Source organism: Pseudomonas sp. c313 (assembly GCF_055407145.1).
In genome coordinates this window covers 1-26,497 of sequence record NZ_JBUZRD010000022.1, presented here as the reverse complement: position 1 = coordinate 26,497, position 26,497 = coordinate 1, and the positions used below count along the sequence as shown (strand labels likewise).

15 protein-coding genes and 1 pseudogene are annotated in these 26,497 nt (G+C 61.7%); 6 read left to right on the top strand and 10 right to left on the bottom strand.

Annotated features, from left to right (window positions below):
- Window positions 1–17: 17 nt before the first annotated feature.
- Window positions 18–2,375: a DNA polymerase II gene (locus ACZRKZ_RS26945; RefSeq protein ID WP_463983160.1), complete on the top strand. Its 2,358-nt coding sequence runs from the start codon at window positions 18–20 to the stop codon at window positions 2,373–2,375.
- Here ACZRKZ_RS26945 and ACZRKZ_RS26940 read toward each other — a convergent pair.
- Window positions 2,372–2,602: an AbrB/MazE/SpoVT family DNA-binding domain-containing protein gene (locus ACZRKZ_RS26940; RefSeq protein WP_149413687.1), complete on the bottom strand. Its 231-nt coding sequence runs from the start codon at window positions 2,600–2,602 to the stop codon at window positions 2,372–2,374. The two genes, ACZRKZ_RS26945 and ACZRKZ_RS26940, sit on opposite strands and share 4 nt — an antisense overlap.
- A 405-nt stretch (window positions 2,603–3,007) precedes the next feature.
- Between ACZRKZ_RS26940 and ACZRKZ_RS26935 the strand changes: the two genes are divergently transcribed.
- Entirely contained in the window at window positions 3,008–3,568 is a 561-nt protein-coding gene (locus ACZRKZ_RS26935) for a DUF4174 domain-containing protein (protein ID WP_463983159.1), read from the top strand.
- Window positions 3,569–3,676: 108 nt separating this feature from the next.
- Here the strand turns inward: ACZRKZ_RS26935 and ACZRKZ_RS26930 are convergent, their stop codons facing one another.
- The 3 genes and pseudogenes from ACZRKZ_RS26930 to inhA form a co-directional block, all read right to left on the bottom strand.
- Window positions 3,677–5,149 carry a mannose-1-phosphate guanylyltransferase/mannose-6-phosphate isomerase gene (locus ACZRKZ_RS26930; RefSeq protein ID WP_463983158.1) on the bottom strand — a complete coding sequence of 491 codons (1,473 nt, stop codon included), beginning with the start codon at window positions 5,147–5,149 and terminating at the stop codon, window positions 3,677–3,679.
- Window positions 5,149–5,355: pseudogene (locus ACZRKZ_RS26925) on the bottom strand (sugar transferase); the annotation flags it as partial. The pseudogene ACZRKZ_RS26925 and the gene ACZRKZ_RS26930, both read right to left, overlap by 1 nt.
- Before the next feature lie 139 nt (window positions 5,356–5,494).
- Window positions 5,495–6,175: an isonitrile hydratase gene (gene inhA, locus ACZRKZ_RS26920; RefSeq protein WP_463968853.1), complete on the bottom strand. Its 681-nt coding sequence runs from the start codon at window positions 6,173–6,175 to the stop codon at window positions 5,495–5,497.
- Between the two features lie 118 nt (window positions 6,176–6,293).
- Here inhA and ACZRKZ_RS26915 point away from each other — a divergent pair, with 118 nt between their 5' ends.
- A complete protein-coding gene (locus ACZRKZ_RS26915; RefSeq protein ID WP_463983157.1) occupies window positions 6,294–7,277 on the top strand; it encodes a GlxA family transcriptional regulator in 984 nt (327 codons plus the stop codon).
- A 9-nt stretch (window positions 7,278–7,286) separates the two neighbouring features.
- On the opposite strand, the gene ACZRKZ_RS26910 is transcribed toward ACZRKZ_RS26915, so the two are convergent.
- From ACZRKZ_RS26910 to ACZRKZ_RS26895, 4 genes are all read right to left on the bottom strand, one after another.
- Window positions 7,287–8,201, bottom strand: coding sequence for an alpha/beta fold hydrolase (locus ACZRKZ_RS26910; protein WP_463983156.1), 915 nt, complete (start codon window positions 8,199–8,201; stop codon window positions 7,287–7,289).
- Between the two features lie 35 nt (window positions 8,202–8,236).
- Window positions 8,237–8,800, bottom strand: coding sequence for a GNAT family N-acetyltransferase (locus ACZRKZ_RS26905; RefSeq protein WP_463968850.1), 564 nt, complete (start codon window positions 8,798–8,800; stop codon window positions 8,237–8,239).
- A gap of 287 nt (window positions 8,801–9,087) precedes the next feature.
- Complete coding sequence (locus ACZRKZ_RS26900; protein ID WP_463983155.1) at window positions 9,088–10,914, bottom strand: glycoside hydrolase family 15 protein; 1,827 nt, start codon at window positions 10,912–10,914, stop codon at window positions 9,088–9,090.
- On the bottom strand, window positions 10,907–11,707 hold the full coding sequence (locus tag ACZRKZ_RS26895) for a glucose 1-dehydrogenase (protein WP_463983154.1): 801 nt from the start codon (window positions 11,705–11,707) through the stop codon (window positions 10,907–10,909). The genes ACZRKZ_RS26900 and ACZRKZ_RS26895 overlap by 8 nt, the downstream gene beginning before the upstream one ends.
- 182 nt (window positions 11,708–11,889) lie before the next feature.
- Between ACZRKZ_RS26895 and ACZRKZ_RS26890 the strand changes: the two genes are divergently transcribed.
- On the top strand, window positions 11,890–13,062 hold the full coding sequence (locus ACZRKZ_RS26890) for an MFS transporter (RefSeq protein ID WP_463968847.1): 1,173 nt from the start codon (window positions 11,890–11,892) through the stop codon (window positions 13,060–13,062).
- A gap of 4 nt (window positions 13,063–13,066) precedes the next feature.
- Here ACZRKZ_RS26890 and ACZRKZ_RS26885 read toward each other — a convergent pair whose 3' ends face one another.
- Window positions 13,067–13,414, bottom strand: a complete 348-nt coding sequence (locus tag ACZRKZ_RS26885) for a type II toxin-antitoxin system HicB family antitoxin (protein WP_463968846.1) — start codon at window positions 13,412–13,414, stop codon at window positions 13,067–13,069.
- Window positions 13,411–13,662 (bottom strand): type II toxin-antitoxin system HicA family toxin, encoded by a 252-nt coding sequence (locus ACZRKZ_RS26880; RefSeq protein ID WP_463983153.1) that lies wholly within the window; start codon window positions 13,660–13,662, stop codon window positions 13,411–13,413. The genes ACZRKZ_RS26885 and ACZRKZ_RS26880 overlap by 4 nt, the downstream gene beginning before the upstream one ends.
- Window positions 13,663–13,880: 218 nt before the next feature.
- On the opposite strand from ACZRKZ_RS26880, the gene ACZRKZ_RS26875 reads away from it, so the two are divergent.
- Together ACZRKZ_RS26875 and ACZRKZ_RS26870 are read left to right on the top strand one after the other, a co-directional pair.
- Window positions 13,881–24,911, top strand: a complete 11,031-nt coding sequence (locus ACZRKZ_RS26875; RefSeq protein WP_463983152.1) for a non-ribosomal peptide synthase/polyketide synthase — start codon at window positions 13,881–13,883, stop codon at window positions 24,909–24,911.
- Window positions 24,912–24,925: 14 nt separating this feature from the next.
- Window positions 24,926–26,497 (top strand): condensation domain-containing protein (locus ACZRKZ_RS26870; RefSeq protein ID WP_463983151.1); only part of this gene is annotated, 1,572 nt, incomplete at its 3' end.

The following is a 26,497-nucleotide window of genomic DNA, read 5'->3' as shown; positions in this document are numbered from 1 at the left end:
TCTTGAGGTGCGGCACGGTGGACTTACAGCAGGGTTTTGTCTTGACCCGGCATTGGCGCGATACCCCGGCGGGCACGGAGGTCAGTTTTTGGCTGGCCACCGACCAGGGCCCCCGGCATATCTGCTTACCTGTGCAGCCTTCGGTGATGTTTATCCCGGCCGCCCATCGCAAGCCCGCCGAAATGCTGCTGCGGGGGGAGCGCAATGTCCAATTGCGTCCCCTTGAGCTGTGCGACTTCCATCATCGCCCCGTGCTGGGCCTCTACACTCGCCAGCATCGCCAACTGATGGACCTGGAAAAGCGCCTGCGCAAGGCTGGCGTCGATGTCTACGAAGGCGACGTGCGGCCACCCGAGCGCTACATGATGGAGCGCTTTATTACAGCGCCAGTGTGGTTTGGCGGCACGCCTGACAGTAGCGGTACACTGCTGGACGCGCAGATGAAGCCCGCGCCGGACTACCGCCCGCCACTGAAGCTGGTCTCCCTGGACATCGAAACCACCGCCCAGGGCGACCTGTACTCCATCGCCCTGGAAGGCTGCGGTGAACGCCAGGTGTATATGCTCGGCCCGCCCAACAAAACCGACGCGGTGGACTTCAAGCTCGACTATTGCGACAGCCGCGCCCAGTTGCTCGAACGCCTGAACCAATGGCTGGCGCAACACGACCCCGATGCAATCATCGGCTGGAATCTGGTGCAGTTCGACTTGCGGGTCCTCCATGAACATGCCCAACGCCTGAACGTGCCGCTGTTGCTGGGCCGTGGCGGCGATGCCATGGGCTGGCGCGAACACGGCAGTCGCAATCACTACTTCGCCGCCGCCGCCGGGCGGTTGATCATCGACGGTATCGAAGCCCTGCGCTCGGCGACCTGGAGCTTTGAATCCTTCAGCTTGGAAAACGTCGCGCAGACCCTGCTGGGCGAAGGCAAGTCGATTTCCACGCCGTACCAGCGCATGGACGAAATCAACCGCATGTTCGCCGAGGACAAGCCCGCCCTGGCGCGCTACAACCTCAAGGACTGCGAACTGGTGACGCGGATTTTCGAGAAGACCGAGTTGCTTAAATTCCTCCTGGAGCGTGCCAGCGTCACCGGTCTGCCGGCCGACCGCAACGGCGGCTCGGTGGCAGCCTTTACTCACTTGTACATGCCGCTGATGCATCGCCAGGGCTTTGTCGCGCCGAACCTCGGCGACAAACCACCCCAGGCCAGCCCCGGCGGCTTTGTCATGGATTCGCGCCCCGGCCTCTACGAATCGGTGCTGGTGCTCGATTACAAAAGCCTCTATCCGTCAATTATCCGCACCTTCCTCATCGACCCGGTGGGGCTGGTGGAAGGTCTGCGTTATCCCGAGGACAGCGAATCGGTGGAAGGCTTTCGCGGTGCGCGTTTTTCCCGTACCCGCCATTGCCTGCCAGCCATCGTCGCCCGTGTATCGGAAGGCCGCGAAGTGGCCAAGCGCGAACACAACGCGCCGCTGTCCCAGGCTCTGAAAATCATCATGAACGCCTTCTACGGCGTGCTGGGTTCCAGCGGCTGCCGGTTCTTCGACACGCGGCTGGCGTCGTCCATCACTCTGCGCGGCCACCAGATCATGCGTCAGACCCGTGAGCTGGTTGAGGCCCTGGGCTATGAAGTGATCTACGGTGACACCGACTCCACTTTCGTCTGGCTGGGCAGTGCCCACTCCCAGGAGGACGCCGCACGTATTGGCCTGGACCTGGTGCAACGCGTCAACCAGTGGTGGCGCGAGCGCCTGCAGAGCGAGTTCGGTCTGCAAAGCGCCCTGGAGTTGCAGTACGAAACCCACTTCAGCCGTTTCCTGATGCCGACCATTCGCGGTGCGGAGGAGGGCAGCAAGAAGCGCTACGCCGGCCTGGTGACGCGGGCCGATGGCAGCGAAGAAATGGTCTACAAAGGCCTGGAAACCGTGCGCAGTGACTGGTCGCCCCTGGCGCGGCAATTCCAGCAGGAGCTTTACCAGCGGATATTCCATCGCCAGCCCCACCAGGATTATGTGCGCGACTATGTGCGCCGCACCCTCAGTGGTGAGCTTGATGAGCTGCTGATCTACCGCAAGCGCCTGCGCCGGCAACTGGGCGACTATGAACGCAACGTCCCACCTCATGTGCGCGCCGCGCGCCTGGCCGACGAATACAACGACCGCCAGGGCCGTCCGCGTCAGTACCAGAATGGTGGCTGGATCAGCTACGTGATCACCGTCAACGGCCCCGAGCCCCTGGAAATACGCCAGGCGCCAATCGACTACGACCACTATGTAACCCGGCAATTGCAGCCTGTCGCCGATGCGATTCTGCCGTTTGTGAATGATGACTTCGGCACGTTGGTCGGCGGTCAAATGGGCTTGTTCTAAACGGCTTGCCTGGAGGCTATGTGGGTCAGCTCTTCCACCAACTCATCCATCCGGTCCGCGATCTTCGGCGTGGTCGACAACACAAAACCCTTTTGCGTGCCCACGTAGGTTTCGACGATATATAGCGTATCGCCCACATCCAGCCCCAGTTCCTGCAAGGCTTCATCCGGCAGGCGAATGGCGCCGTCGCCATCCCAGTCTTCGATAGTGACCCGTTTGCTGTGCATGATGGACTTCCGTTAAGCGATTGATACTCTAGCCTACCACCTCACGAGGCTCAGTCCGTGTACACACTCTACGGAACCCAAGGCACCGGCTCGTGCATCATCGAAATCGCGCTGGGCGGGTGGGCGTGATGCGTTGCAACAGTCACGGCCTGAGTTTGCCTGGACCTTGGCGCAGATAGATATCGAACCGTTGGTGGCCCCGGTGTTCGCCCGGCACTGGCCTGATTGGGCGGCGCAATCATAGCTGCGTAATCAGAAGAAACAATGAGCCCTGAAGCTACGTAACCCCTTGCGTCACGGGCGTCCTGACCTACGCTTTCTGGAAGGCTTGTAGGAATCATCCTTGAATTTGACTGTCGCAGACATGAAACTCAAGAACCTGCATGGAATTAGAAGGAGGTGCGCATGCTCATCCGGTCGCTGACCCTGGCTACCTTGATGGCTTTTACGGGGCCGCTGTTGGCTGCGGATAACCGAGGTCCGCTGGAACAGGATCTAGGCAAGTTCCGCCCGCTGATCGTTATTGCGCCCAGCTCCATCGACCCGACACAGGTCAAGCTCAAGAAAGATCTTGAAGATCCTGCCAACAAGCAACTCTTCACCGAGCGCAGCATGGTGCTCTACACCGTGAACTACACCAACATTGGCACCGCTGGCCAGCGCGACGGAAAGGACTTGGGTGCCCAGGACACCAACGCGCTGATTCGTGCGCTCAAACTCGGTGCCGGCGCCGGTACTAAAGTGATCCTGGTAGGCAAGGACGGCGAGAAGAAAGTCGAAAAGACTGTTCCACCGGATACCCTCGATCTTGCGGAATTCTTCGCTGCCGTCGACAAGATGCCCATGGCTGAAAAAGAAGCGGCCGCGCCTGCTGAACCGCAACCCGCCGCCCCGGCCGCTGGCAAGGCTGGTGCCAAACCGGGCAAGACAACCAAACCGGCAGCCCCTAAGCCGTTGGATGACTGAGCCGTTCGCTACCCGACCAGTGTGATGCTGGATCGGGTGGTGCTTTCAGGATGCCTTCTACGAGATCTCCAGAATTCCTCACCTGAGCAACGGCTTTTTGCTGTGGTGCTAGGGCTTCGGCTCCTTTGGCACATCCACAGGTGCGCGACCGTAAATATCGTCGTAGCGCACGATGTCGTCTTCCCCCAGGTACTCGCCGCTCTGCACCTCGATCATCACCAGGTCGATGACGCCTGGGTTGGTCAGGCGGTGTTTGTGCCCGGCGGGGATGTAGGTGGACTCGTTCATGTTGAGCAGGATTTCCCGGTCGCCATTGGTGATCATCGCCGCGCCACTGACCACCACCCAGTGCTCGCTGCGGTGATGGTGCATTTGCAGGGACAACGAAGCCTTGGGCTTGACCACAATGCGCTTGATCTTGAACCGGGTACTTTCCTCCAGCACGGTGTAGGTGCCCCACGGCCGGGTGACGGTGCGGTGCAGGCTGAACGCCGGATGGTTCTGGCGCTTGAGTTCGGCGACGATGTAGCGCACGTCCTGGCTGCGGTTGGCGTCGGCAATCAGGATCGCGTCCGGGGTGTCGACGATGATCAGGTCGCGCACACCCACCGCGCCGAGTACACGCTTGGGCGAGTCGATGTAGCAGTTATGCACGTCGTGCAGGATCGCCTCGCCATTGATCTGGTTGTCGTTTTCATCGCTCGGTGTGAGCTGGCGCAGGGCTTCCCAGGAACCGATATCGCTCCAGCCGATGTCGCAGGGCACCACGGCGACCTGGGCGGATTTCTCCATCAGCGCCACATCGATGGAGATGTCCGGCGCGGTGCCGAAACCTTCAGGGTTCAGTTCGCGCTGGCGGCAACTGTTGTTGCGCAGGGTCTGGCTGTGTTCCAGCGCCAACTGGGCCGCATCCAGCACCGTCGGAGCGTGGGTGGCCAGTTCTTCCAGCAGGGCGGCGGCCTTGAAGCAGAACATCCCGGCGTTCCACAGGTGCTTGCCGCCGTCCAGATAACCCTGGGCGGTAGCCAGGTCAGGTTTTTCGACGAAGCGTTTGACCCGGAAACCTTCACCCAGGGTCGAGCCCTGCTCTATATAGCCGAAGCCGGTTTCCGGGCGATCGGGCTGGATGCCAAAGGTCACCAGATAGCCGTCCTCGGCCAGGTTGCGGGCCTGGCTCACGGCCTCGGCGAAGGCACCTTCATCAAGGATCAGATGGTCGGCAGGCATCACCAGCAACTGCGCTTCGCCACCGAAATGCTCCTGCACATGCAGGGCGGCCACGGCGATGGCGGCGGCGGTGTTGCGACCGAACGGTTCCAGCAGCAGGTCGAGGGCCAGGTGCGCCGTGTTAACGGCGCGATAGTCGTCGAGGGTGCGGAACAACAGGTCGCGGTTGGTCACCGTCAGGATACTTTCCACGCCTGGCAGATGACTGGCCCGCAGGAACGTCTTCTGCAACAGGCTTTGGTCGTCACGCATGCGCATGAATGGCTTGGGCATGTTCTGCCGGGAAACAGGCCACAACCGCGTGCCCGAGCCGCCGGAAATGATGCACGGAATCAATCCGTTGAGGGTGTTCATCAATAGACTTCCTTGGTGGAAAGAACGGCCGGGATCGTCATGAAAACGATATACAGGTCTAGCCACACTGACCACTTGGCGATGTATTCCAGGTCGTATTCAACCCGCTTCTGGATCTTGAACAGGGTGTCGGTTTCGCCACGGTAGCCGTTGATCTGCGCCCAGCCGGTAATGCCTGGCTTGACCCGGTGACGTGAGCCGACCTGGCGCAGCAGTCTTAATTGATAGTATTTCGCATTTTAGTCGCTGGCTGATGGATTGAGCAATCGTCGAGATGAGGACTGCGCGGATGTACACAAGTCGAGTGTGGGAGCAGGCAAGCCTGCATATTTTTGCCCCGTACCCTCAGCCTAACCTCGCCGCCGCCCGCGCCACGATTTCACCGCGAGTCTTGCGCGATTCAATCGTGCGCTTGTTGGCCTCTTCCAGCACATGCTTGGGCGCTGTGTCCGGCCGGCCCGAATTGAACGGTGGCGCAGGCGCATATTCCAGCTGCAATTGAACCAACTGCGCGGCCGCCTCGCTATACAGCTCCGCCGCCAGCGTCAGCGCAAAATCAATTCCTGCGGTGATCCCACCGCCCGTGAACAGATTACCGTCACGCACCACACGCTCTTGCACCGCAATCGCGCCCAAGGTGGTCAGCATGTCGTGGTAAGCCCAGTGCGTAGTCGCTCGCCGCCCCCGCAGCAAGCCCGCCGCCCCGAGCACCAGCGACCCGGTGCAAACTGACGTCACATAGCGCGCGGTTCGCGATTGTACCTTGAGGAAGCCCAGCGTCTGCGGGTCTTCCATCAACGGGCCGACACCGGCACCCCCCGGCACGCAAATCACATCCAGCACCGGGCATTCGTCGTAGGTCATGGTCGGCGTAAACACCAGCCCGGTGCTGGAAGTGACCGGTGCCAGGTCTTTCCAAATCAGGTGCAGCTGCACATCCGGCAACGATGCCAGCACGTCATAAGGCCCGGTGAGGTCCAGTTGCTGGATGCCGGGGAACAACACAAAGCCGATCTGCAAGGTCATGGCGAAACTCCTGATAGAGGGGAAGTGTTATAGGGGGCGCGATAAATGAATGGACGGCTTCACTCTAGTTACCTAGTCTTTGGCGCATACGCCATTAATCCCACGAATCACGCCAATCATGCCGAAAATTGTCCATGTGCTCGCGTTCCCCTATGTGCAAGTGCTCGACGTCACCGGGCCGCTGCAAGTGTTTGCCTCGGCCAACGATCTGGCCCGGCAGCAGGGTTTGCTGTTGCCTTATGCGGTGACGGTGATTGCCTCACAGGCCGAACCAGTGATGACCTCCGCCGGCCTGGCCCTGGTAGCCGAGCCACTGCCAGCGGCCGATGCGCCGTGTGACACGCTGGTGATTGCTGGTGGCTGGGGCGTGTACGGTGCCGCCGAGGACCCGGTGTTGGTGGACTGGGTTCGGCAAAAGGCCGGGCAATCGCGCCGGATGACCTCGGTGTGCACCGGCGCTTTCCTGTTGGCCGCCAGTGGCCTGCTGGACGGCTGCCGGGTGACGACCCACTGGACCCGCTGTGCAGAATTGGCCCTCAAGTACCCAAAATTGCAGGTCGAGGCCAACCCGATTTTTATCCAGCAAGGTTCGGTGTGGACCTCCGCCGGGGTTACCGCCGGCATCGATTTGTGCCTGGCTTTGGTGGAGGAAGACTTGGGGCGCGCCGTGGCCCTGGAAGTGGCGCGGCACCTGGTGGTGTTTCTCAAACGCCCGGGCGGGCAATCGCAGTTCAGCGTGACACTGTCCTTACAACAAGTGTCCCTGCAAAAGGGCAGCAGCCGTTTCAGCGAGTTGCACGCCTGGATGGCCGAACACCTGAGCCTGGACTTGAGCATCCCGACCCTGGCGGCTCAGGCGGGTATGAGCGAGCGCAGTTTTGTGCGTCATTATCGCGCCGAAACCGGCCAGACCCCGGCGCGGGCTGTGGAGTTGATGCGGGTGGAAACCGCCCGCCGGCAACTGGCCGACAGCGCCACGTCGATCAAGCGAATCGCCGTGCAATGCGGTTTTGGCAGCGAAGAGACCCTGCGCCGCAGTTTTTTGCGGGCCTTGTCGGTGACGCCCCAGGCCTATCGCGAGCGGTTTTCCGTCAGCCAGTGATAGGCGGGCTCAGTCATTCCCCGTTCGTTCAAGCAACTCAATCAGCGCCTCAAGCGTCGCCTGCGGTGCTTCCTGGGGAATATTGTGGCCCACCCCCGGCAGCACCCGCCGCCGATAAAACCCGCTGAAACGCCCCAGGTCATCATCCAGCATAGGCGCCGGGCCCACACCGTCGTCGGCCCCGCACAATGAAATACTCGGTACCGAAATCGCCGGCGGCTGCACCAGCGCCTGCTCTATCCCTTCCAGCGTCGGGTCGCCCGGGGCATACATGAAGCGGTGGCGATAGGAGTGGATCACCACCTCGACAAAGTCAGGGTTATCAAACGATGGCGCCGTCTGGCCGTACAGGTTCGGCCCGTCCGCCCAGGACGGCGACCACAGCGACCACAGCAGTTCACACAGCTCGCGACGGTTGGCGGTCAGGCCATCGACGCCCCGTTGCGTATGGAAGTAAAACTGATACCACAGGCGATGTTCCGTGATCGCTGCACGGGGTTTGATCGACGCCGCAATGTCCTGAATGTTGTAGCAATCGCCCGTCACCAGGCAGCGCACCCGCTCGGGCCACAGCGCCGCGACGATGCAGGCGGCGCGTCCGCCCCAGTCATAACCCGCCAGGGCGGCTTTTTCGATGGACAGGGCATCCATGAAGTCCAGCAGATCCTTGGCCAGGGCCGCCTGTTGGCCGGAGCGCATTATGTCCGCGTTGATAAAGCGAGTGGGGCCATAGCCACGCAGGTAGGGCACCAGCACCCGCAAGCCCCGTGCCGCGAGGGCCGGGGCGATGTCGTCGTAGCCGCGCGGGTCGTAGGGGAAACCGTGGAGCAGAATTGCCACTTCGCCGTCGGCCGGGCCATGGGCTTCATAGGCTATGTCGAGCATCGGGGTGCGGACGTAATGCAGCGGTGCGATGTGGTTCATCGGTGCTCCGTTCGGGGACAGAAGACTGAGGGACTTTAGCCGGAAACTACCGTGGATGCTGTTGGATAATCATGGGCAAGTAACGCCAATATGTGCAGGTCCTGACGCTGGCCGGCCCAGAACCCCGCCTCGCGCAACGTACCTTCCTTGCCGAACCCCAGACGTCCAAGCAGTGCCAGCGACGCATGGTTCTGCGGGTGCACCAGGGCTTCGACGCGATGCAATTGCATTTCGGCAAAACCCCAATCGAGCATGGCCCGCAGCGCTTCACCCATCAACCCTCGGCCCCGAGCCTTGGGTGCCAGCTCACAAGCCAGCGAACAACTGCTCCAGCCCCGATTCCACTTGAAAAAACCACAGGTGCCCAGCAATTGGCCGTCGCATTCCAGCCCCCAGCGTGTACCAGGATTGGCCTGGGTGCGCCACTGAGCAAAGGTCTCGATCAAGGCCTGGGCCTGAAGCAGGTCCGTCATGGGATCAACGCCAAACCACTGCATGGCCTCGGCATCGCGATAAATCGAAAACAGCGCCGGGGCATCGCTGGCGACCAACTCCCTTAGCAGCAAGCGTTCGGTGTACAGGGTCGGGAAAACACTCATGTCGCACCTCCAGGCTGGCGCAATCCGATGCAGTTGCCCCACGGATCACGCACCTGGCATCTCCACGTGGCCGCTGGAAGCGTAGCGGTGCGCCAGTAGGGGACGTGGATGAGGATGGAGAGGATAGACATCAGTCAAATAAGACCTTCCCTGTGTTTATGCTTCGTCGTATGTGCTGGGTCATATTCTTTCCTTGAATATCTGGTGGTGCAGTAAAACGGTCGCACCGATATATACATAGCTTTTGATAATTGCAAAACAACCTGTGGCGAGCGGGCTTGTCCCCCTCAAGGCTGCCAGACGGTTTTCACGCCACTCAGCTTGCGATCCAGAAATGTCGCCGCGCTGATCAACGCCAAATGGCTCAACGCTTGTGGCGTATTGCCCAGATGTCGTGCCTGGCTGTCGAACTCCTCGGCATACAAACCCAGCGGATTGGCGTAGCGCAGCAACTGCTCAAACTCCAGGTGCGCCTTTTCCACTTGGCCTGCACGGGCCAAACATTCGACGTACCAGAATGAACAGGCGGCAAACGCGCCTTCGGTGCCTTGCAGGCCGTCGATCTGGCTGTCGTCGTTGCGGTAGCGGTAGACCATGCCGTCGCGCACCAGGTTTTTCTGGATCGCGTCCAGGGTCGACAACCAGCGCGGATCGGTAGCGGCAACGAAGCGCACCAGCGGCATCAGCAGCATCGAACCGTCGAGCTGGGTGCTGCCGATATGCTGCACGAAATGCCCGCGTTCTTCGTTCCAGAAATTGCTCCAGATATCTTCATAGATCGCCTGGCGGGTCTGGTCCCAACGGGCGAACGGCGCCGGCAGCGAACGTTTGGAGGCCAGGCGAATGGCGCGGTCCAGGGCCACCCAGCACATCAGCCGCGAATGCAAAAAATGATGCTGTTCGCCGCGCATCTCCCAGATGCCGACGTCTTTGTGGTTCCAGGTTTCGCAGACCTGACCCACCACTTCCAGGGTGTGTTTCCAGCCTTCATGGGAGATGGCTTCGCCGTATTTGTTGACCAGGTACACCGCGTCCATCAGTTCGCCGAAAATATCCAGCTGTACCTGGTCGTAGGCCTCATTACCGATACGTACCGGTTGCGCGCCGCCATGGCCGCGCAGGTGGCTCAGCTCGGTTTCGGGCAGTTCCTGGCGACCGTCGATGCCATACAGGATGTTGATCTTCATGGGCGCGCCGCAGCAGTCGCTGACCCGGCCCTTCAACCAGCGCATGTAGCTGTTGGCTTCCTCGACAAAACCCAGGCGCATAAATGCGTAGACGGTGAACGACGCATCGCGGATCCAGGTGTAGCGGTAGTCCCAGTTGCGCTCGCCGCCGGGGGTTTCCGGCAGGCCGAAGGTGGCGGCGGCGACAATGGCGCCGTGTTTACGCGAGGTCAACAGCTTCAAGGCCAAAGCCGAGCGGTTGACCATTTCCCGCCAGCGTCCGCGATAGTTGGACTGGGTGATCCAGGCGCGCCAGAACTTCAAGGTGCGCTCCAGGCACAGGTCGGTGCTGGTGCTTTCAATCCTGGGATCGTCGATGCCGCCGAGGACAAATTCGGCGCCTTGCTCCTGTTCCAGGGTGAAGCTGGCGACGGCTGCGTCGCCGTCGATCTGCAGGGTGTGGCTGCTGGCCAGGCGCAGGCCGGGTTGACCAGGGGCCTCAAAGCACACGTCGTCATTGTCGGCGGTGGCGCGGGTTGGCGCACGGGCGTAGTCATGGCGTACAGCGCAGCGCAGGTGAATCGTCGCCTTGCCGCTGACCACCCGCACCCGGCGAACCAGCAACGGCAGGTCGTCGACTTCTTCGCTGATGGTCAACAGGTCGGTGATTTCCACCACCGCCTCATCGCTGAGCCAGCGGGTTTGCAGGACGTTGGTGTCCGGCAGGTAAATTTGCTCGCGGCGGGCGTCGGGCAAGTCCGGAGTCAGTTGGAAGATCCCGGCAGCGGGGGAGTCCAGCAACGAACAGAAGATCGACGGGCTGTCGAACTCCGGCCAGCAGAAAAAGTCGATGCTGCCCTTGTCGTTGACCAGGGCGGCAGTTCGCATATCGCCGATGATGCCGTGGGCATCAATGGCGCTTTGTGCTTCGTTCTTCAGATCAACCATTACCTCTGAACTCCGGATAAAGGCTCATGCCGCCATCAATAAACAAGGTGCTGCCCACCACATAATCGGAGGCATCGCTGGCCAGCCACACCACCGCGTTGGCCACGTCTTCGACATCGCCGACCCGACCGTAGGGAATCAACTTGAGCAGTTGCTGCTCGGCATCGTCCTCGGTGGCAGCGCGGTTGATTGCTGTGCGAATCGCCCCTGGCGCGATGCCGTTGATGCGAATGCGCTGCTGGCTGACTTCCTGGGCGAGGGTGCGCATCAGCATCTCGACACCGCCCTTGGACGCCGCGTAGTTGACGTGCCCGGCCCAGGGAATGAGCTGGTGGACCGAACTCATGTGGATGATTTTTCCGGCGGCCCGGGAGATACCTTCGCGGATGCCCTGGTGATTGAAGATACGCAAGGCTGCGCGGGCACAGAGGAACTGGCCGGTGAGGTTGACGCCGATGACGGTGTTCCAGTCGTCGAGGGTCATGTCCACGGCTGCGGCGTCTTTCTGCATACCGGAGTTGGCCACCAGAATGTCCAGGTGGCCGAAGGTGTCGAGGGTTTGCGCAAACAGTCGTTCGACGTCGGCCTCTTTTGAGACATCGGCGCCGACGGCAATCGCCCGGCCACCGCTGGCATTGATCTGCGCCGCCAAGGCTTGCGCCGGCGCCGCCTGGGCGTTGTAGTTCAGCACCACCGCAGCCCCGGCCTCGGCCAGAGCCTTGGCAGCTCCGGCGCCGATCCCGGAACTGGCGCCGGTGACCAGGGCCACTTGTTGATCCAACGAGATACGCATTCAGCACCCAACCTTTTCCAGAGCGTTCAGTTAGCTGACTGGTGGCGCCTGGCACAAGTTCACCGATTGGCAGGAATGCGACGGTGGTGGTGTATCGCTATCAAACTTTGGGTTTCAAATGTATTTTCCCCCTGATAACACACGACGCAAATTTCAGGGCATTCAGGTAGAGGTTACGCACCATGGCAAACCCTTACGCCGAGTTGTTCAAGGCGCCAGGTTCCAGGGCTTTTGTGTTGGCGGGCATGCTCGCTCGCATGCCGATTTCCATGACGGGCATCGGGCTGATCACCATGCTGTCGCAAGTTCACGGCGGTTACGGATTGGCCGGCGCGGTGGCGGCGACCTTTGCCTTGGCCACGGCCTTTTGCGCCCCCCAGGTGTCACGGCTGGTGGACCGCTATGGCCAGAGCCGGGTGTTGCCGGTGGCGGCAATCCTGGGTGGTGGCGCGCTGTTGATGGTGTTGCTGTGCACCCGCTTGCAGGCGCCGAATTGGACCTTGTTCCTGTTCGCTGCCCTGGCCGGTGGCATGCCCAGCATGTCGGCCATGGTGCGGGCGCGCTGGACCGAGTTATATCGAGGCCAGCCAAAACTGAAAACCGCCTTTGCCCTGGAGTCGGTGCTGGACGAGGTGTGTTTCATTCTCGGGCCGCCCCTGTCGGTGGGGCTGAGCGTGGTGCTGTTTCCCGAAGCAGGGCCGTTGATGGCGTTGTTGTTTCTGGCCGTTGGGGTCACCGTCTTCGTCCTGCAACGCCAGACCGAGCCACCGGTGCATGAGCACCACGGCCATCACGGGGGTTGGTTGATTGCGTCGCCGTCGGTGCTGATCCTGATGATCCTGCTAATGGCCATGGGCACCATTGTCGGCGTGGTGGATGTGGTCAGCGTCGCGTTCGCCCAGCATCAGGGCCAACCTGCTGCAGCGAGTATTGTGTTGTCGGTCTACGCCATCGGCTCGTGCCTGGCGGGGCTGGCCTTTGGCACCCTGAAACTGGCAGCGCCGTTGCCAAGGCAGTTTCTGTACTGCGGAGTGGCTACGGCGCTGACCACGCTGCCGTTGTTGCTGGTGGTGAACATTCCTGGCCTGTCGGTGGCGGTATTTGTCTCAGGTCTGTTCTTTGCCCCAACCCTGATCGTGTCCATGGCCCTGGTGGAGCAAATTGTCCCGCCCAGCCGCTTGACCGAAGGCATGACCTGGCTGATCACCGGCCTGAGTATCGGTGTGGCCATCGGTGCTGCCAGTTCCGGCTGGATGATCGACCACTTTGGCGCCCCCAGTGGGTTCTGGGTGGCGCTGGTTGCCGCAGGCGTGGTGTTGGTTTCAGCGGTGTTGGGGTATCGGCGGCTGGGGTGATGGGTCACCCCATCGCATGCTGTTGCAGGAACTCGTTCAATGCTTGTCGCGTCAGGTCGTTGAGCGTCACTTTTTGACGGGTCGCCGCCAAGGCGGCGGCTAAATGGAGGTCATGACCGACTCGAACGTTGAACGAGCCCTTGCAGGGCTTTTCTGGTGTTTGTCCGAGCTTCTGGCAAGTGTCGAGGTAATCGTCCACAGCCTCGCAAAAGGCTGTTTCCAACTGGGCCACGGTCTGGCCCTCGTAGCTGATCAGAGCCTTGATGAACAGAAGCTTGCCGAACAGGCAATTGTCCTCGACGCTGGCTTCGATGGAGCCGATATAGCCTTTGTGTTTCAACTGGTTGTTCACTGAATCAGGTCTCCTGATTTCAATTGTTCGATGATCTGGCGCCGGATGTAATGTTTCAACTCGTTACCGGAGTGAGGGGTGTGCAGGGTAATCATTGCACTCGGGTCGCCCTTGTCGAACTTGCCCCGGCTACCAGCCCCTTCGATTTGTGTGTAGCCCAGTCGACGCAACAGCGTAACGAGTTCAGGCCAGGTAAACGTCATTTGCTCATTGAGCAATTTGGCGAGCAGCTTTTCATTTTTTGACACGGCGTTCCCTGTGTGTAACTAAATGTAGTTGCAAAGTATGAGGTCCGTCAATGATAGGGCGACTTCGTCAGGCTTTCCGATGTTTGATGTAACCCTTGATGACACCTCCCGCAGCCTCCCGTCTGACTAGATCCCGCCGCTAATTTTTCCCTCCCGGATTCGTTTTATAGGGACGACGTGCCTTTGTGCTTCCTGCCTATTGCCCCGGATCCCAAGAAATGAACGCTGAAGACTCCTTGAAACTTGCTCGCCGGTTTATCGGGTTACCCCTGGAAAAACGCCAGATGTTCCTCCAGGCGTTGCACAAGGAAGGGGTGGATTTTTCCCGGTTTCCGATTCCGGCAGGCGTGGAGGCCGAGGACCGACAGGCGCTGTCCTACGCGCAGCAGCGGATGTGGTTTCTCTGGCAATTGGATCCCTCCAGTGGTGCCTATAACCTGCCGGGGGCCGTACGGCTCAAGGGCGCGTTGAGCTTGCGCGCCATGGAGCAAGCGTTCGCCAGCCTGGTGGCACGTCATGAAACCTTGCGCACGGTGTTCCAGCGCCAGGCCGATGAGCGCTTGTTGCAGGTTGCCGTGCAGCCGTCGTTGGCCATCGAACAGGTGGACTTCAGCGCCCTGGCGCCCGCCGCGCGTGAACACGCGGTGACGGATGCCGCTACCCGACAATCACTCTTGCCCTTCGACTTGGCTAATGGCCCGCTGCTGCAGGTGCAATTGCTCAAGTTGGCCGAGCAGGAGCACGTGCTTCTGCTGACCCTGCACCACATCGTTTCCGATGGCTGGTCGATGAATGTATTGATCGACGAGTTCATCCGCTGCTACGACGCCCATGAACGTAATGAAGCGCCCCAACTGCCGGCCTTGCCGATCCAGTACAGCGACTATGCCCTGTGGCAGCGCCGCTGGCTGGAGGCGGGCGAACAGGCTCGCCAACTGGAATACTGGCAAGCGCGTCTGGGCGATGAGCATCCGGTGCTGGAACTGCCCATCGACCATCCGCGTCCGGCCATGCCCAGCTACCGGGGCACGCGTCATGATTTTGCGATTGATCCGGCGCTGGCCGTGCAACTGCGCAGTTGTGCGCAGCAACACAACGTCACGCTGTTCATGCTGCTGTTCGGCGCCTTTAATGTGCTGCTGCACCGCTACACCGGCCAGGGCGACCTGCGTATTGGCGTGCCGATTGCCAACCGCAACCGCACCGAGGTCGAAGGGTTGATCGGCTTCTTTGTCAACACGCAGGTACTGCGCACCGAGCTGACCGGACAAACCCGCGTCGGCGAGTTGTTGCAAGGTATCAAGGAGCACGCCTTGGGCGCCCAGGCCCATCAGGAGTTGCCGTTCGAGCGCCTGGTGGAAGCGTTGAAAGTCGAGCGTAGCTTGAGCCACACGCCGTTGTTCCAAGTCATGTACAACCACCAGCCAGTGGTGGCAGACATCGCTTCGGTGAGCACCGCTTCCGGGCTGGAACTGTCCCTGGTGCAATGGCAAGGCCGCACCACCCAGTTCGACCTGACCCTGGACACTTATGAGAAGTCCGGCACCCTGCACGCCGCGCTGACCTTCGCCAATGACCTGTTCGATTCTGCTTCCATCGAGCGCATGGCCTGGCACTGGATCAGTCTGTTGCAGGCCATGGTCGTCGATGGCAACCAGCGTATCGGGGAGTTGCCAATGCTGGCCGCCGATGAGCGGCTGGTGCTGGTCCATGGCTGGAACCAGACTGATGAGCAGTACCCGACCGAGCGCGGCATTCATCAGTTGATCGAAGATCAGGTACAGCGAACCCCGCAAGCACCGGCCCTGGTGTTCGGCGCGACGGTATTGAGCTACGCCCAACTCGACGCTCGCGCCAACCAGTTGGCCCATGCCTTGCGCCAGCAAGGGGTTGGTCCGGATGTGCTGGTGGGTATTTGTGTCGAGCGCTCCGTGGAAATGGTGGTCGGCCTGCTGGCGATCCTCAAGGCCGGCGGCGCGTACGTCCCGCTGGACCCGGAGTACCCGCTGGACCGCCTGGCCTACATGATCGAAGACAGTGGCATCGGCCTCTTGCTCAGCCAGACCAGCCTGCTACATAGGCTGCCTGCGAACGAGGTCAAGGTCATCATGCTGGACCCGCAGCCCGACTGGCTTGAGGGTTACAGCACCGAGCCCGTCGCGGTGACAGTGCATGGCTTGAACCTGGCCTATGTGATCTACACCTCGGGCTCGACCGGCAAACCCAAGGGTGCCGGCAACAGCCATCGTGCGCTGGTCAACCGGCTGTGCTGGATGCAGGACGCCTACGGCCTGGACGGCAGCGACGCGGTTTTGCAGAAAACGCCCTTCAGTTTCGACGTGTCGGTCTGGGAGTTCTTCTGGCCGTTGATGACAGGCGCGCGCCTGGTGGTGGCCGCCCCTGGCGAACACCGCGAGCCGGCCCGCCTGATCGAAACTATCCGCGAGCAGCACATCAGCACCTTGCACTTTGTGCCGTCGATGCTCCAGGCGTTTATTCACGAGCCTGGCGTCCAGGCTTGTGCAAGCCTCAAGCGCATCGTGTGCAGCGGTGAAGCTCTGGCGCTGGATGCGCAATTGCAAGTCTTCGCCAAACTGCCGAACGCGGCGCTGTACAACCTGTATGGGCCGACGGAAGCGGCCATCGACGTCACGCACTGGACGTGTGTCGACGAAGGCGCCGACAGCGTGCCCATCGGTCGGCCCATCGCCAACCTCGGCACCTACGTGCTGGACGCGCAACTGAACCCGGTTCCGGCCGGTGTAGCGGGTGAGTTGTACCTGGGAGGCACCGGGCTGGCCCGCAGTTATCACCGCCGTCCTGGGCTGACCGCCGAGCGCTTTGTGCCGTGCCCTTTCACTGCCGGTGCGCGCCTGTATCGCACCGGCGACCGGGTGCGCCAGCGTGCCGACGGGGTGATTGAATACCTCGGGCGCCTGGATCATCAGGTCAAGCTGCGGGGCCTGCGCATCGAGCTGGGAGAAATCGAGACCCGCCTGATGCAGCACCCTCTGGTGCGTGAAGCGGTGGTGCTGGTGCAGGGTGGCAAACAGCTGGTGGCTTATCTGGTGCTGGATGCCGCCGAGCCGACCACGCCGTGGCAACAGGACCTCAAGGCCTGGCTGTTGGGCAACCTGCCGGAATACATGGTGCCGACCTACCTGATGCCGTTGGCGAAACTGCCGGTTACCGCCAACGGCAAGCTCGACCGCAAGGCGCTACCGTTGCCGGACGCGGCGCCGCAGCAGGCCTTTGTTGCGCCCGGCAGCGACCTGGAAAAAGCCCTGGCGGCGATCTGGGGCGATGTGCTGGGCGTTGAGCAGGTCGGCCTGGAAGACAACTTCTTCGAACTGGGGGGCGACTCGATCATCTCCATCCAGATGGTCAGCCGAGCTCGCCAGGCCGGGATTCGCCTGAGCCCACGGGACCTGTTTCAGTACCAGAGCGTGCGCAGCCTGGCGCGGGTAGCGACCTTTGATCAGCACAACGCGATCGATCAAGGCCCGGTCAGCGGCGAAGTAATTCTGACGCCCGTGCAGCAGGTTTTTTTCCAGCAGGCTATCCCGGCCCGTCATCACTGGAACCAGTCGTTGCTGCTGACGCCTCGTGAACCGCTGGTGGTCCCGGCGCTGGAAGCGGCGTTGATCCAACTGATCAACCACCATGATGCCTTGCGCCTGCGCTTTGCCGGTGAGGCCGAGGGTTGGTGCCAAACCCACGCCACAGCGGTCAGCGAGTCCGGGCTATGGCAATGCCGCGCCGACAGCGTCGATGAATTGGCCGCGCTGTGTGACGAGGCGCAACGCAGCCTCGACCTGCGGCAGGGGCCGCTGTTGCGCGCCGCGCTGATCAATCTGGCTGATGGCAGCCAGCGTCTGTTGCTGGTGGTTCATCACCTGGTGGTGGACGGCGTGTCCTGGCGCATCGTGCTGGAGGATTTGCAGCAGGCTTATCAGCAGCACTCAGCCGCACAACCGTCGGTACTGCCGGCCAAGACCAGTGCCTACCAGCACTGGGCGCAGCATCTACATGCCCACGCGCAGACCCTCAACGACCAGCTGCCGTACTGGCTGACGCAGTCGAGCACCGCCGACCTGCCTTGCGATAATCCACAGGGCGGCCTGAACAACCGCCTGGGGCAAAAGATCGAAACCCGCCTCGACGCCGAGCTGACCCGTCAATTGCTGCAAACCGCCCCGGCGGCCTATCGCACCCAGGTCAACGACTTGCTGCTGACTGCATTGGCCCGCGCCGTCTGTCGCTGGAGCGACCAGGACGCCGCCTTGATCCAGCTTGAAGGCCATGGCCGCGAAGACCTGTTCGATAGCCTGGACCTGACCCGCACCGTCGGCTGGTTCACCAGCGTGTTCCCGGTGCGCCTGCAACCGGCGGCTGAACTGGCGACTTCAATCAAATCGATCAAGGAACAGCTGCGCGCCGTGCCCGGTAAAGGCCTGGGCCACGGACTGTTGCGCTACCTCGGCGAACCTGCGGCCCGCGAAGCGCTTTCGGCACTGCCGGCGCCGCGTATCACCTTCAACTACCTGGGGCAGTTCGACCGGCAGTTCGATGAGTCGGCACTCTTTGTTCCGGCCACTCAGGGCAGCGGTCAGGCTCAGGACCCCCAAGCGCCGCTGGCCAACTGGCTGACAGTGGAAGGCCAGGTGTATGGCGGCGAGCTGGCACTGCAATGGGGGTTCAGCCGCGAAATGTTCAGCGCCTCGACTATCCAGCAGTTGGCCGATATCTACACTCGGGAACTCAAGGCGCTGATCGAGCACTGCTGCGCCGCGACGCCGGGCCAGGTCACGCCGTCGGACTTCCCCCTGGCGACCCTGACTCAGCAGCAACTGGATCGGCTGCCGGTGGAAGGCCCGGCCATCGACGATATTTACCCGTTGTCACCGATGCAGCAGGGCATGTTGTTCCACACCTTGTATGAGCCTCAGGCGCAGGCTTACATCAATCAACTGCGCCTGGATATTCGAGGGTTGGATGTGCTGGCCTTCGGTCGCGCCTGGCAAGCGGCGATCGACCGCCATGACATCCTGCGTAGCAGCTTCCATTGGCTGGGCCTGGACAGCGCACATCAAGTGATCCATCGCCAGGTGGACCTGCAGTTGCAGGTGATCGACGATATCTACGCCGACCGGGATGCCTTGGCCAGCGCTGAACGCGAACTGGGCTTTGAGCTGAGCAGCGCACCGCTGTTGCGCCTGATGCTAGTGCGCGGTGGCGATGAAACCTGGCATTTGATCTACACCAGTCATCACATCCTGATGGACGGCTGGAGCAACGCCCAACTGCTCGGTGAAGTCATCAGCCATTACGCCGGCCATCTATTGCCGGCGCCCCTTGGGCAGTTCCGCGATTACCTGAGCTGGCTGCAACAGCAAGCATCACAGGCCGGTGAGGCGTTCTGGAAAGCCACCCTGGCGCCGCTGCAAGCGCCCACCTTGCTGGCCGATGCGCTGCGGCCTCCCGTCGGCGCAACGGGCATGGCGGAGCATCAGGTGAGTGTCGACAGTGCCTTGAGCCAGGCGTTGATCGACTTCGCCCGTCAACAAAAAATCACCCTCAACACCCTGTTGCAAGGGGCCTGGAGCCTGTTGCTGCAACGCTATACCGGCCAGGACTGCGTGGCTTTTGGCGCCACGGTGGCCGGGCGTTCGGCACCGTTGCCGGGCATCGAGCAGCAGTTGGGCCTGTTCATCAACACCTTGCCCATCATCAGCAGCCCTGGGCCGGCCGAGCAGGTCGGGCCTTGGTTGAGCGAACTGCAAGCGTTGAACCTGAGCCTGCGTGACCATGAACACGTGCCGCTGTATGACATTCAGGCCTGGGCCGGTCAGCAAGGCTCGGCCCTGTTCGACAGCCTGCTGGTGTTCGAAAACTTCCCGGTGGCCGAGGCGCTCAAGCAAGGCGCGCCCGCCGGCTTGGCCTTTGGCGAACTGCACAATCACGAACGCACCAATTACCCGTTGACCCTGGGCATCGAGCTGGGTGCCAGCCTGCGCCTGGAGTTCAGCTACGACACGGCGCGCTTCAGCGAGGCTGGCGTGCGTCAGTTGAACGTCAACCTGCAACACCTGTTGGCGCAGTTGGTCGCCAATGCCCAGGCTTGCCTGGGCACCCTGGAGCTGCTGGATGCGCCCGGTCGTCGTGCTGTGCTGGCGCTCAGCCAATCGCCAGTATCGACCCCGCGCAGTCACGCGTTGGTTCATCAGCGCATCGCTGCCCAGGCCCTGGCCACACCTGCGGCCCTGGCTGTGCAGGCAGGCGATCAAGCCCTGAGCTATGGCCAGCTCAATGAGCGGGCCAACCGTCTGGCCCATCGCCTGCAGGAGCACGGCGTCGGCTCCGGCCAGCGGGTCGGCTTGGCCTGCCGTCGTGGCCCGCACTTGATTGTCAGCTTGCTGGCCGTACTCAAGAGTGGCGCCGCCTATGTCCCGCTGGACCCGAAATACCCCACCGAGCGTCTGGCCTACATGCTCGCCGACAGCCGCCTTGACTTGCTGCTGTGTGAGACCGGCCTGCTGGAAGACCTGCCGTTACCCGAGCAACTGACGCGCCTGGATTTCAGCCCCACAGGCGCCGAACTGGCGAGCTACCCCGCCAGCAATCCGTCCAATCACGCGGTCGCTGCCGACCTGGCCTACGTGATCTACACCTCCGGCTCCACCGGCCTGCCCAAGGGCGTGGCGATTGATCATGCGGCCCTCGGCCAGTTCTGCCAGAGCGCTGAGGATTACAGCGTGCTGAGCCCCGAGGACCGAGTGCTGCAGTTTGCCACGTTCAGCTTTGATGGCTTTGTCGAGCAATGCTACCCGCCGTTGTGCACCGGTGCTGCGCTGATCATGCGCGGCGATGAGCTGCTGGACGCCGGGCAACTGGCGCGGGAAATCGTTGCCCAGGGCGTGACCCTGGCCGATTTGCCGGCCGCTTACTGGTATCTGCTGGCCAAGGAATACGCACTCGGCGGCTCCCTGGGCAACCTGCGCCAGGTTCACGTGGGTGGCGAAGCCATGTCCGTGGAAGGCTTGCGGGTCTGGCATGAAGCCGGTCTGGGCGCGGTGCGCCTGCTCAATACCTATGGCCCGACCGAGGCCACGGTGGTGTCCAGCGTGCATCAATGCAGGCTGGACGATACCAGCGATGCGTTTGGTATTCCTATTGGGCGGGCCATCGACGGCCGGTCGCTGTATGTCCTCGACAGTGCCGGCCAGTTGTTGCCAACCGGTGGCGTCGGCGAGCTGTTCATCGGCGCCGAGGCCGGTCTGGCCCAGTGCTATTTTGACCGTCCCGCACTGACCGCCGAGCGCTTCCTGCCGGACCCGTTCTCGCCATTGCCGGGCGCACGTCTTTACCGCAGTGGCGACCTGGCTCGCTACAACGGCGATGACGCTCTGGAATACGCCGGGCGCATCGACCATCAGGTGAAGATTCGCGGTTTGCGCATCGAAATGGGCGAAATCGAAGCCTGCCTGCAGACCCTGGAACAAGTGCACGAGGCCGCCGTTATTGCCCACCACAGCCCGAGTGGCGCGCAGCTGGTGGCGTATGTCGTCGCCAGCGACCCTTCAGTCGACGAGGCTCACTTTCGCCAGCAACTGATTGCCTCCTTGCGCCAGTCGTTGCCTGATTACATGGTGCCAGGCCATGTGCTATTGCTCGGCGCGCTGCCCTTGAACAACAACGGCAAGCTCGACCGCCGGGCATTGCCCGCGCCTGATCTGAATCGGTCCGAGGTTGCCTACGTCGCCCCGCAAAACTCTCTTCAGGCGCAACTGGCGGCGATCTGGCAGGCGGTGTTGCAGGTTGACAGCGTCGGCCTCGACGATCACTTCTTTGAGCGTGGCGGCCACTCCCTGCTGGCCACCCAGGTGATTTCCCGGGTTCGTCATGACCTGCAACTTGAAGTGGCGCTGCGCACTCTGTTCGAACAGCCCACCTTGAAGGCATTTGCCGAGGCCTGCGAGGGCCTGCAAACCCGGGAAAGCCTGCCGATGGTGGCTCTGGAGCGCGGTCGGCCGCTGGCGTTGTCATCGGCCCAGGAGCGCCAGTGGTTTCTCTGGCAACTGGACCCCGACAGCGCCGCTTACCACGTACCGACCGCGTTGCATTTGCGCGGCGAGCTGAATGTGCATGCATTGGAGCAAGCGTTCCAGGCCCTGGTGCAGCGACATGAATCCCTGCGCACCGTCTTCGTGGAGGAGGGCGAGCGAACCTGGCAGGTGATTCAGCCGCATCGCATGCAGGCTGTCGAGCAGCAACGCGTGGCGGCCGGGGCGATCCAGCAGCGGGTGGAAGAGGAAATCCAGCGTCCATTCGACCTGTTCAACGGGCCGCTGATGCGCGTCAAATTGCTGGAGATCCAGGCCGATCATCACGTACTGGTGATCACCCAGCACCACATCATTTCTGATGGCTGGTCGATGCAGATCATCGTCGACGAACTGGTACAGCTTTACGCCGCTGGCTGTGAAGGTCGCGAGGCCCGGTTGAACCCGCTGCCCCTGCAATACGCCGATTATGCGGCCTGGCAAAAGCAGCGGATGGCCGAGGGCGAGCGTGACCGGCAACTGGCGTACTGGCGCGAGAAACTGGGCGGTGAGCAGCCGGTGCTGGAATTGCCGTTCGATTTCCCGCGCCCAGCCGAGCAGAGCTTTCGCGGTGCGCGCCTGGACTTCGCCTTGCCGTCGCAGCTTGCCGACGGTTTGCAGGCCCTGGCGCAACGTGAACAGGTCACGCTGTTCATGCTGTTGTTGGCGTCGTTCCAGATGTTGTTGCACCGCTATAGCGGTCAGGCGGACATCCGTGTCGGCGTGCCGGTGGCTAACCGTAACCGTATGGAAACCGAGGGTCTGGTGGGTTTCTTCGTCAACACCCAGGTGCTGCGCGCCGAGGTCGACGGGCAGGACTCGTTTAGCGACCTGCTACGCCAGGTTCGCCAGTCGGTGCTCGACGCCCAGACCTACCAGGACCTGCCGTTCGAACAACTGGTGGATGCCCTGCAACCCCAGCGAAGCCTGAGCCACAGCCCGTTGTTCCAGGTGCTGTTTAACCATCAGAGTCGCGCGGCTCACCCCGCTCAACTGGACAATTTGCATATCGAGGGGCTGGCCTGGGACAGTGGAACCGCGCAGTTCGACCTGGTCCTGGACACCACCGAAAGCGAAGCCGGTTTGATCGCCTCGCTGACCTATGCCAGTGACGTGTTTGAACGCAGCACCATCGAACGCCTGGCGCAGCATTGGCGGACTCTGTTGCAGGGCATCGTCGTGCAGCCTGGAGCGCGCATTGCCGAGCTGCCCATGTTGACTGACGATGAGCGTCAATTGACCCTGGAGCAGTGGAATGGAGTATCGGGCCACTATCCGCAAGGCGAGTCGATCCATCGCTTGATCGAACTGCAAGCGGCCAGGGCACCTGATGCTGTGGCGCTGGTGTTGGGCGACCAGCACCTCAGTTACGGCGAACTCAATCGCCAGGCCAACTGCCTGGCCCATGTCTTGATCGCCGAGGGCGTTGGGCCTGAAGTGCTGGTGGGCATCGCGGTGGAGCGCTCGTTCCAGATGCTCGTCGGCTTGCTGGCGATCCTCAAGGCCGGCGGCGCCTATGTGCCACTGGACCCGGCCTACCCGGATGATCGATTGCAGTACATGATCCAGGACAGTGGCCTGACCTTGTTGCTGACTCAAGGCCAACTACTTGCCAGCCTGCCGATCCCGCAAGGCGTGCGCAGCCTGTTGATCGAGGATGACCACGGAGTTTTCGACCACAACCCGCAGGTGGTGGTCGCGCCGGATAACCTGGCCTATGTGATCTACACCTCTGGCTCCACCGGTAGGCCCAAGGGCACGTTGTTACCGCACCGAAACGTCCTGCGGTTGTTCCAGGCTACCCAGGGCTGGTTCAACTTCGGTCCCGATGACTGTTGGACGCTGTTCCACTCGTACGCATTTGACTTCTCGGTCTGGGAGATCTTTGGCGCCCTGCTGTACGGTGGCCGCCTGGTGATCGTGACGCAAGAGGTCAGTCGTTCGCCGCACGCCTTCCTCGATCTGCTTTACCAGGAGCGCGTGACGGTGCTGAACCAGACACCATCGGCGTTCAAGCAACTGATGGGTGTGGCCTGCGCGCAAGAGTCTTCGCGCGATCTCTCGCTGCGCTACATCGTATTTGGCGGCGAGCCGCTGGAAGTGAGTAGCCTGCGGCCCTGGTTCGCGCGATTCGGCGATTGCGCTCCGCAACTGATCAACATGTATGGCATCACCGAAACCACGGTACACGTCACTTACCGGCCGCTGTCGTTGGCGGATTTGGACAATGGCGCGTCCAGCCCGATCGGCGTGGCGATTGCGGACCTGTCCTGGTACGTGCTCGATGCACAGCTCAACCCGGTGGCCAAGGGCTGTATCGGTGAACTCTATGTGGGGCGGGCAGGATTGGCGCGGGGCTATTTGAACCGGGCTGATCTGACCGGCGCGCGTTTTATTCCGGACCTGTTCTCCAACGAAGGTGGGCGCTTGTACCGCACTGGCGACCTGGCACGGTATCGCGCCGATGGGGTGGTCGAGTATGTGGGCCGGATCGACCAGCAGGTAAAGATTCGCGGTTTCCGTATCGAACTGGGAGAAATCGAAGCCTGCTTGCTGGATCAGCCATCGGTACGCGAGGCGGTGGTCCTGGCTCGGGAGGGCGCGGGCGGTACGCACTTGGTCGGCTACCTTGTGCCCTCGGTGCAAGTGGAGGATCAGGCGGTCTGGCGTGGTGAGCTGCGCCGGAGCCTCAAGGCACACCTTGCGGAGTACATGGTGCCTGCGCATTTGGTATTGCTGGAGCAGATGCCGTTGACAGCCAATGGAAAACTCGACCGCAAGGCGTTACCCGAGCCTGACGCCAGCCTGTCGCAAACGGACTATGTGGCGCCGGACAGCGAACTGGCGCAGAGCGTTGCCGGCATCTGGCAAGAGGTACTGGAGGTCGCCCAGGTGGGCCTCAATGATAACTTCTTTGCCCTCGGCGGCCATTCGTTGCTGGCCACCCAGGTGACGATGCGCATTCGCGAGCAATTGAACCTGGAGGTACCGCTAAAGGTGCTGTTTGCCACCGAAAACCTGCGTGACTTCTGTGATCAGTTGCAAGGCTTGCAAAGCGATTTGCAACCGTTACAGGACGAACTGACTAAATCTCTGGAGGCCCTCAAACGTCTATCAGCCAATGATCTTGAGAAACTGATTTCTTAATTGAGGGCTATGGCGTGCAAAAGTTAATCGAGTCGGTAGCAGCGCTTTCTGCGAAAGAAAGGAAGGCGCTGGCCATCCTGCTCAAGCAAAAGGGCATTAATTTGTTTGGTGTCGCGCCTATTTTCAAACGCGATGCCGACGAGCCTTTACTGCTGTCCTACGCCCAGCAGCGCCAATGGTTCCTCTGGCAATTGGACCCCGACAGTGCAGCCTACAACCTGTCCAAGGCTTTACGCCTGATCGGCGCACTGGATCTCGATGCCCTGCACAACAGCCTGGCGACGCTGGTGGCTTGCCATGAAAGCCTGCGCACGACCTTTATCCAGGACCGCGATCAAGTCCTGCAACACATCGGCGACCCGGTGGCCCGGCCACTGTTGGCTGAGGCCCATGAGGCCCAATGGCTTGCCAGCGGCGAGCCAGGCCTGCGGGCACTGGTTGAAGCGGAGACCGGGACCTCCTTCGACCTCGCCAGCGGCCCCTTGATGCGCGCGCGCCTGTTGCGCCTGGCGCCGGACCAGCATGTGTTGGTGCTGACTCTGCATCACAGCATTTGTGACGGCGCTTCCCTGCAAGTCATGGCTGATGAACTGGTGCAGCTTTACGCTGATTTCAGCCAGGGCCGCCAAGGCAGCTTGCCGCCCTTGCCGGTGCAGTACGCCGATTACGCGTTGTGGCAGCGGCACTGGATGGAAGCGGGTGAGCGTGAGCGGCAACTGGGCTATTGGCAGACGCAACTCGCCGGCGAGCAGCCGGTGCTGGAGTTACCCACCGACCACGCCCGCCCAGCGGTGCAAAGCTTTGCCGGCGCCAGTGTGCGAGTCGAGCTGGGTGGCCGACGGCTGGAAGCACTCAAGCGCTTGACCCAGCAAGAGAACGTCACCGGCTTCATGGTGTTGCTGGCGTCGTTCCAGCTGTTGTTGCATCGCTACAGCGGGCAGTCCGATATTCGCGTCGGCGTGCCGATTGCCAATCGCAGTCGCAGTGAAACCGAGCGCTTGATCGGCTTTCTGGTCAATACCCAGGTGCTGCGCACCGAAGTGGATAGCCACGCCACTGTCAGGCATTTGCTGCAACAGGTGCGCAAGAGCGCCCTGGATGCCCAGGCTCACCAGGATTTGCCCTTTGAGCAACTGGTGGACGTTCTCCAGCCGGAACGCAGCTTGAGTCGCAACCCGTTGTTCCAGGTGATGTTCAACCATAAGGCGCAGGACCCTCAGGCCGCCTCGGTGCAATTGCCTGGGTTGCGCATTGAAGGGCTGGAGTGGGAGAGCCCCACGGCGCAGTTTGACCTCTCCCTCAATACTGTCGAGCATAACGGCGCGCTGTCGGCGGCGTTTATTTATGCCACGGACTTATTTGATGCCTCCACCGTCGAGCGCATGGCCGCTCATTGGCTGGCACTGCTCGACGCCATGCTGGCCGCGCCGCAGCAGCGAGTTGATGCGCTACCGATGCTGGCGGCCAGTGAGCGTCAGATTCTCGTGGAGGGCTGGAACACCACCGCCACCGAATACCCGTTGCAGCAAACGGTGCAACAGCTGATCGAAACCCAGGTCGAGAAAACCCCGAATGCGCAGGCCTTG

What these genes read in the sequence shown, in the direction of transcription:
- ACZRKZ_RS26900 (WP_463983155.1), bottom strand. Translation starts at nt 10,914, where the DNA reads ATGGTTGATCTGAAGAACGAAGCACAAAGCGCCATTGATGCCCACGGC.
- ACZRKZ_RS26890 (WP_463968847.1), top strand. Translation starts at nt 11,890, where the DNA reads ATGGCAAACCCTTACGCCGAGTTGTTCAAGGCGCCAGGTTCCAGGGCT.
- ACZRKZ_RS26915 (WP_463983157.1), top strand. Translation starts at nt 6,294, where the DNA reads ATGCCGAAAATTGTCCATGTGCTCGCGTTCCCCTATGTGCAAGTGCTC.
- inhA (WP_463968853.1), bottom strand. Translation starts at nt 6,175, where the DNA reads ATGACCTTGCAGATCGGCTTTGTGTTGTTCCCCGGCATCCAGCAACTG.
- ACZRKZ_RS26895 (WP_463983154.1), bottom strand. Translation starts at nt 11,707, where the DNA reads ATGCGTATCTCGTTGGATCAACAAGTGGCCCTGGTCACCGGCGCCAGT.
- ACZRKZ_RS26935 (WP_463983159.1), top strand. Translation starts at nt 3,008, where the DNA reads ATGCTCATCCGGTCGCTGACCCTGGCTACCTTGATGGCTTTTACGGGG.
- ACZRKZ_RS26905 (WP_463968850.1), bottom strand. Translation starts at nt 8,800, where the DNA reads ATGAGTGTTTTCCCGACCCTGTACACCGAACGCTTGCTGCTAAGGGAG.
- ACZRKZ_RS26875 (WP_463983152.1), top strand. Translation starts at nt 13,881, where the DNA reads ATGAACGCTGAAGACTCCTTGAAACTTGCTCGCCGGTTTATCGGGTTA.
- ACZRKZ_RS26910 (WP_463983156.1), bottom strand. Translation starts at nt 8,201, where the DNA reads ATGAACCACATCGCACCGCTGCATTACGTCCGCACCCCGATGCTCGAC.
- ACZRKZ_RS26930 (WP_463983158.1), bottom strand. Translation starts at nt 5,149, where the DNA reads ATGAACACCCTCAACGGATTGATTCCGTGCATCATTTCCGGCGGCTCG.
- ACZRKZ_RS26940 (WP_149413687.1), bottom strand. Translation starts at nt 2,602, where the DNA reads ATGCACAGCAAACGGGTCACTATCGAAGACTGGGATGGCGACGGCGCC.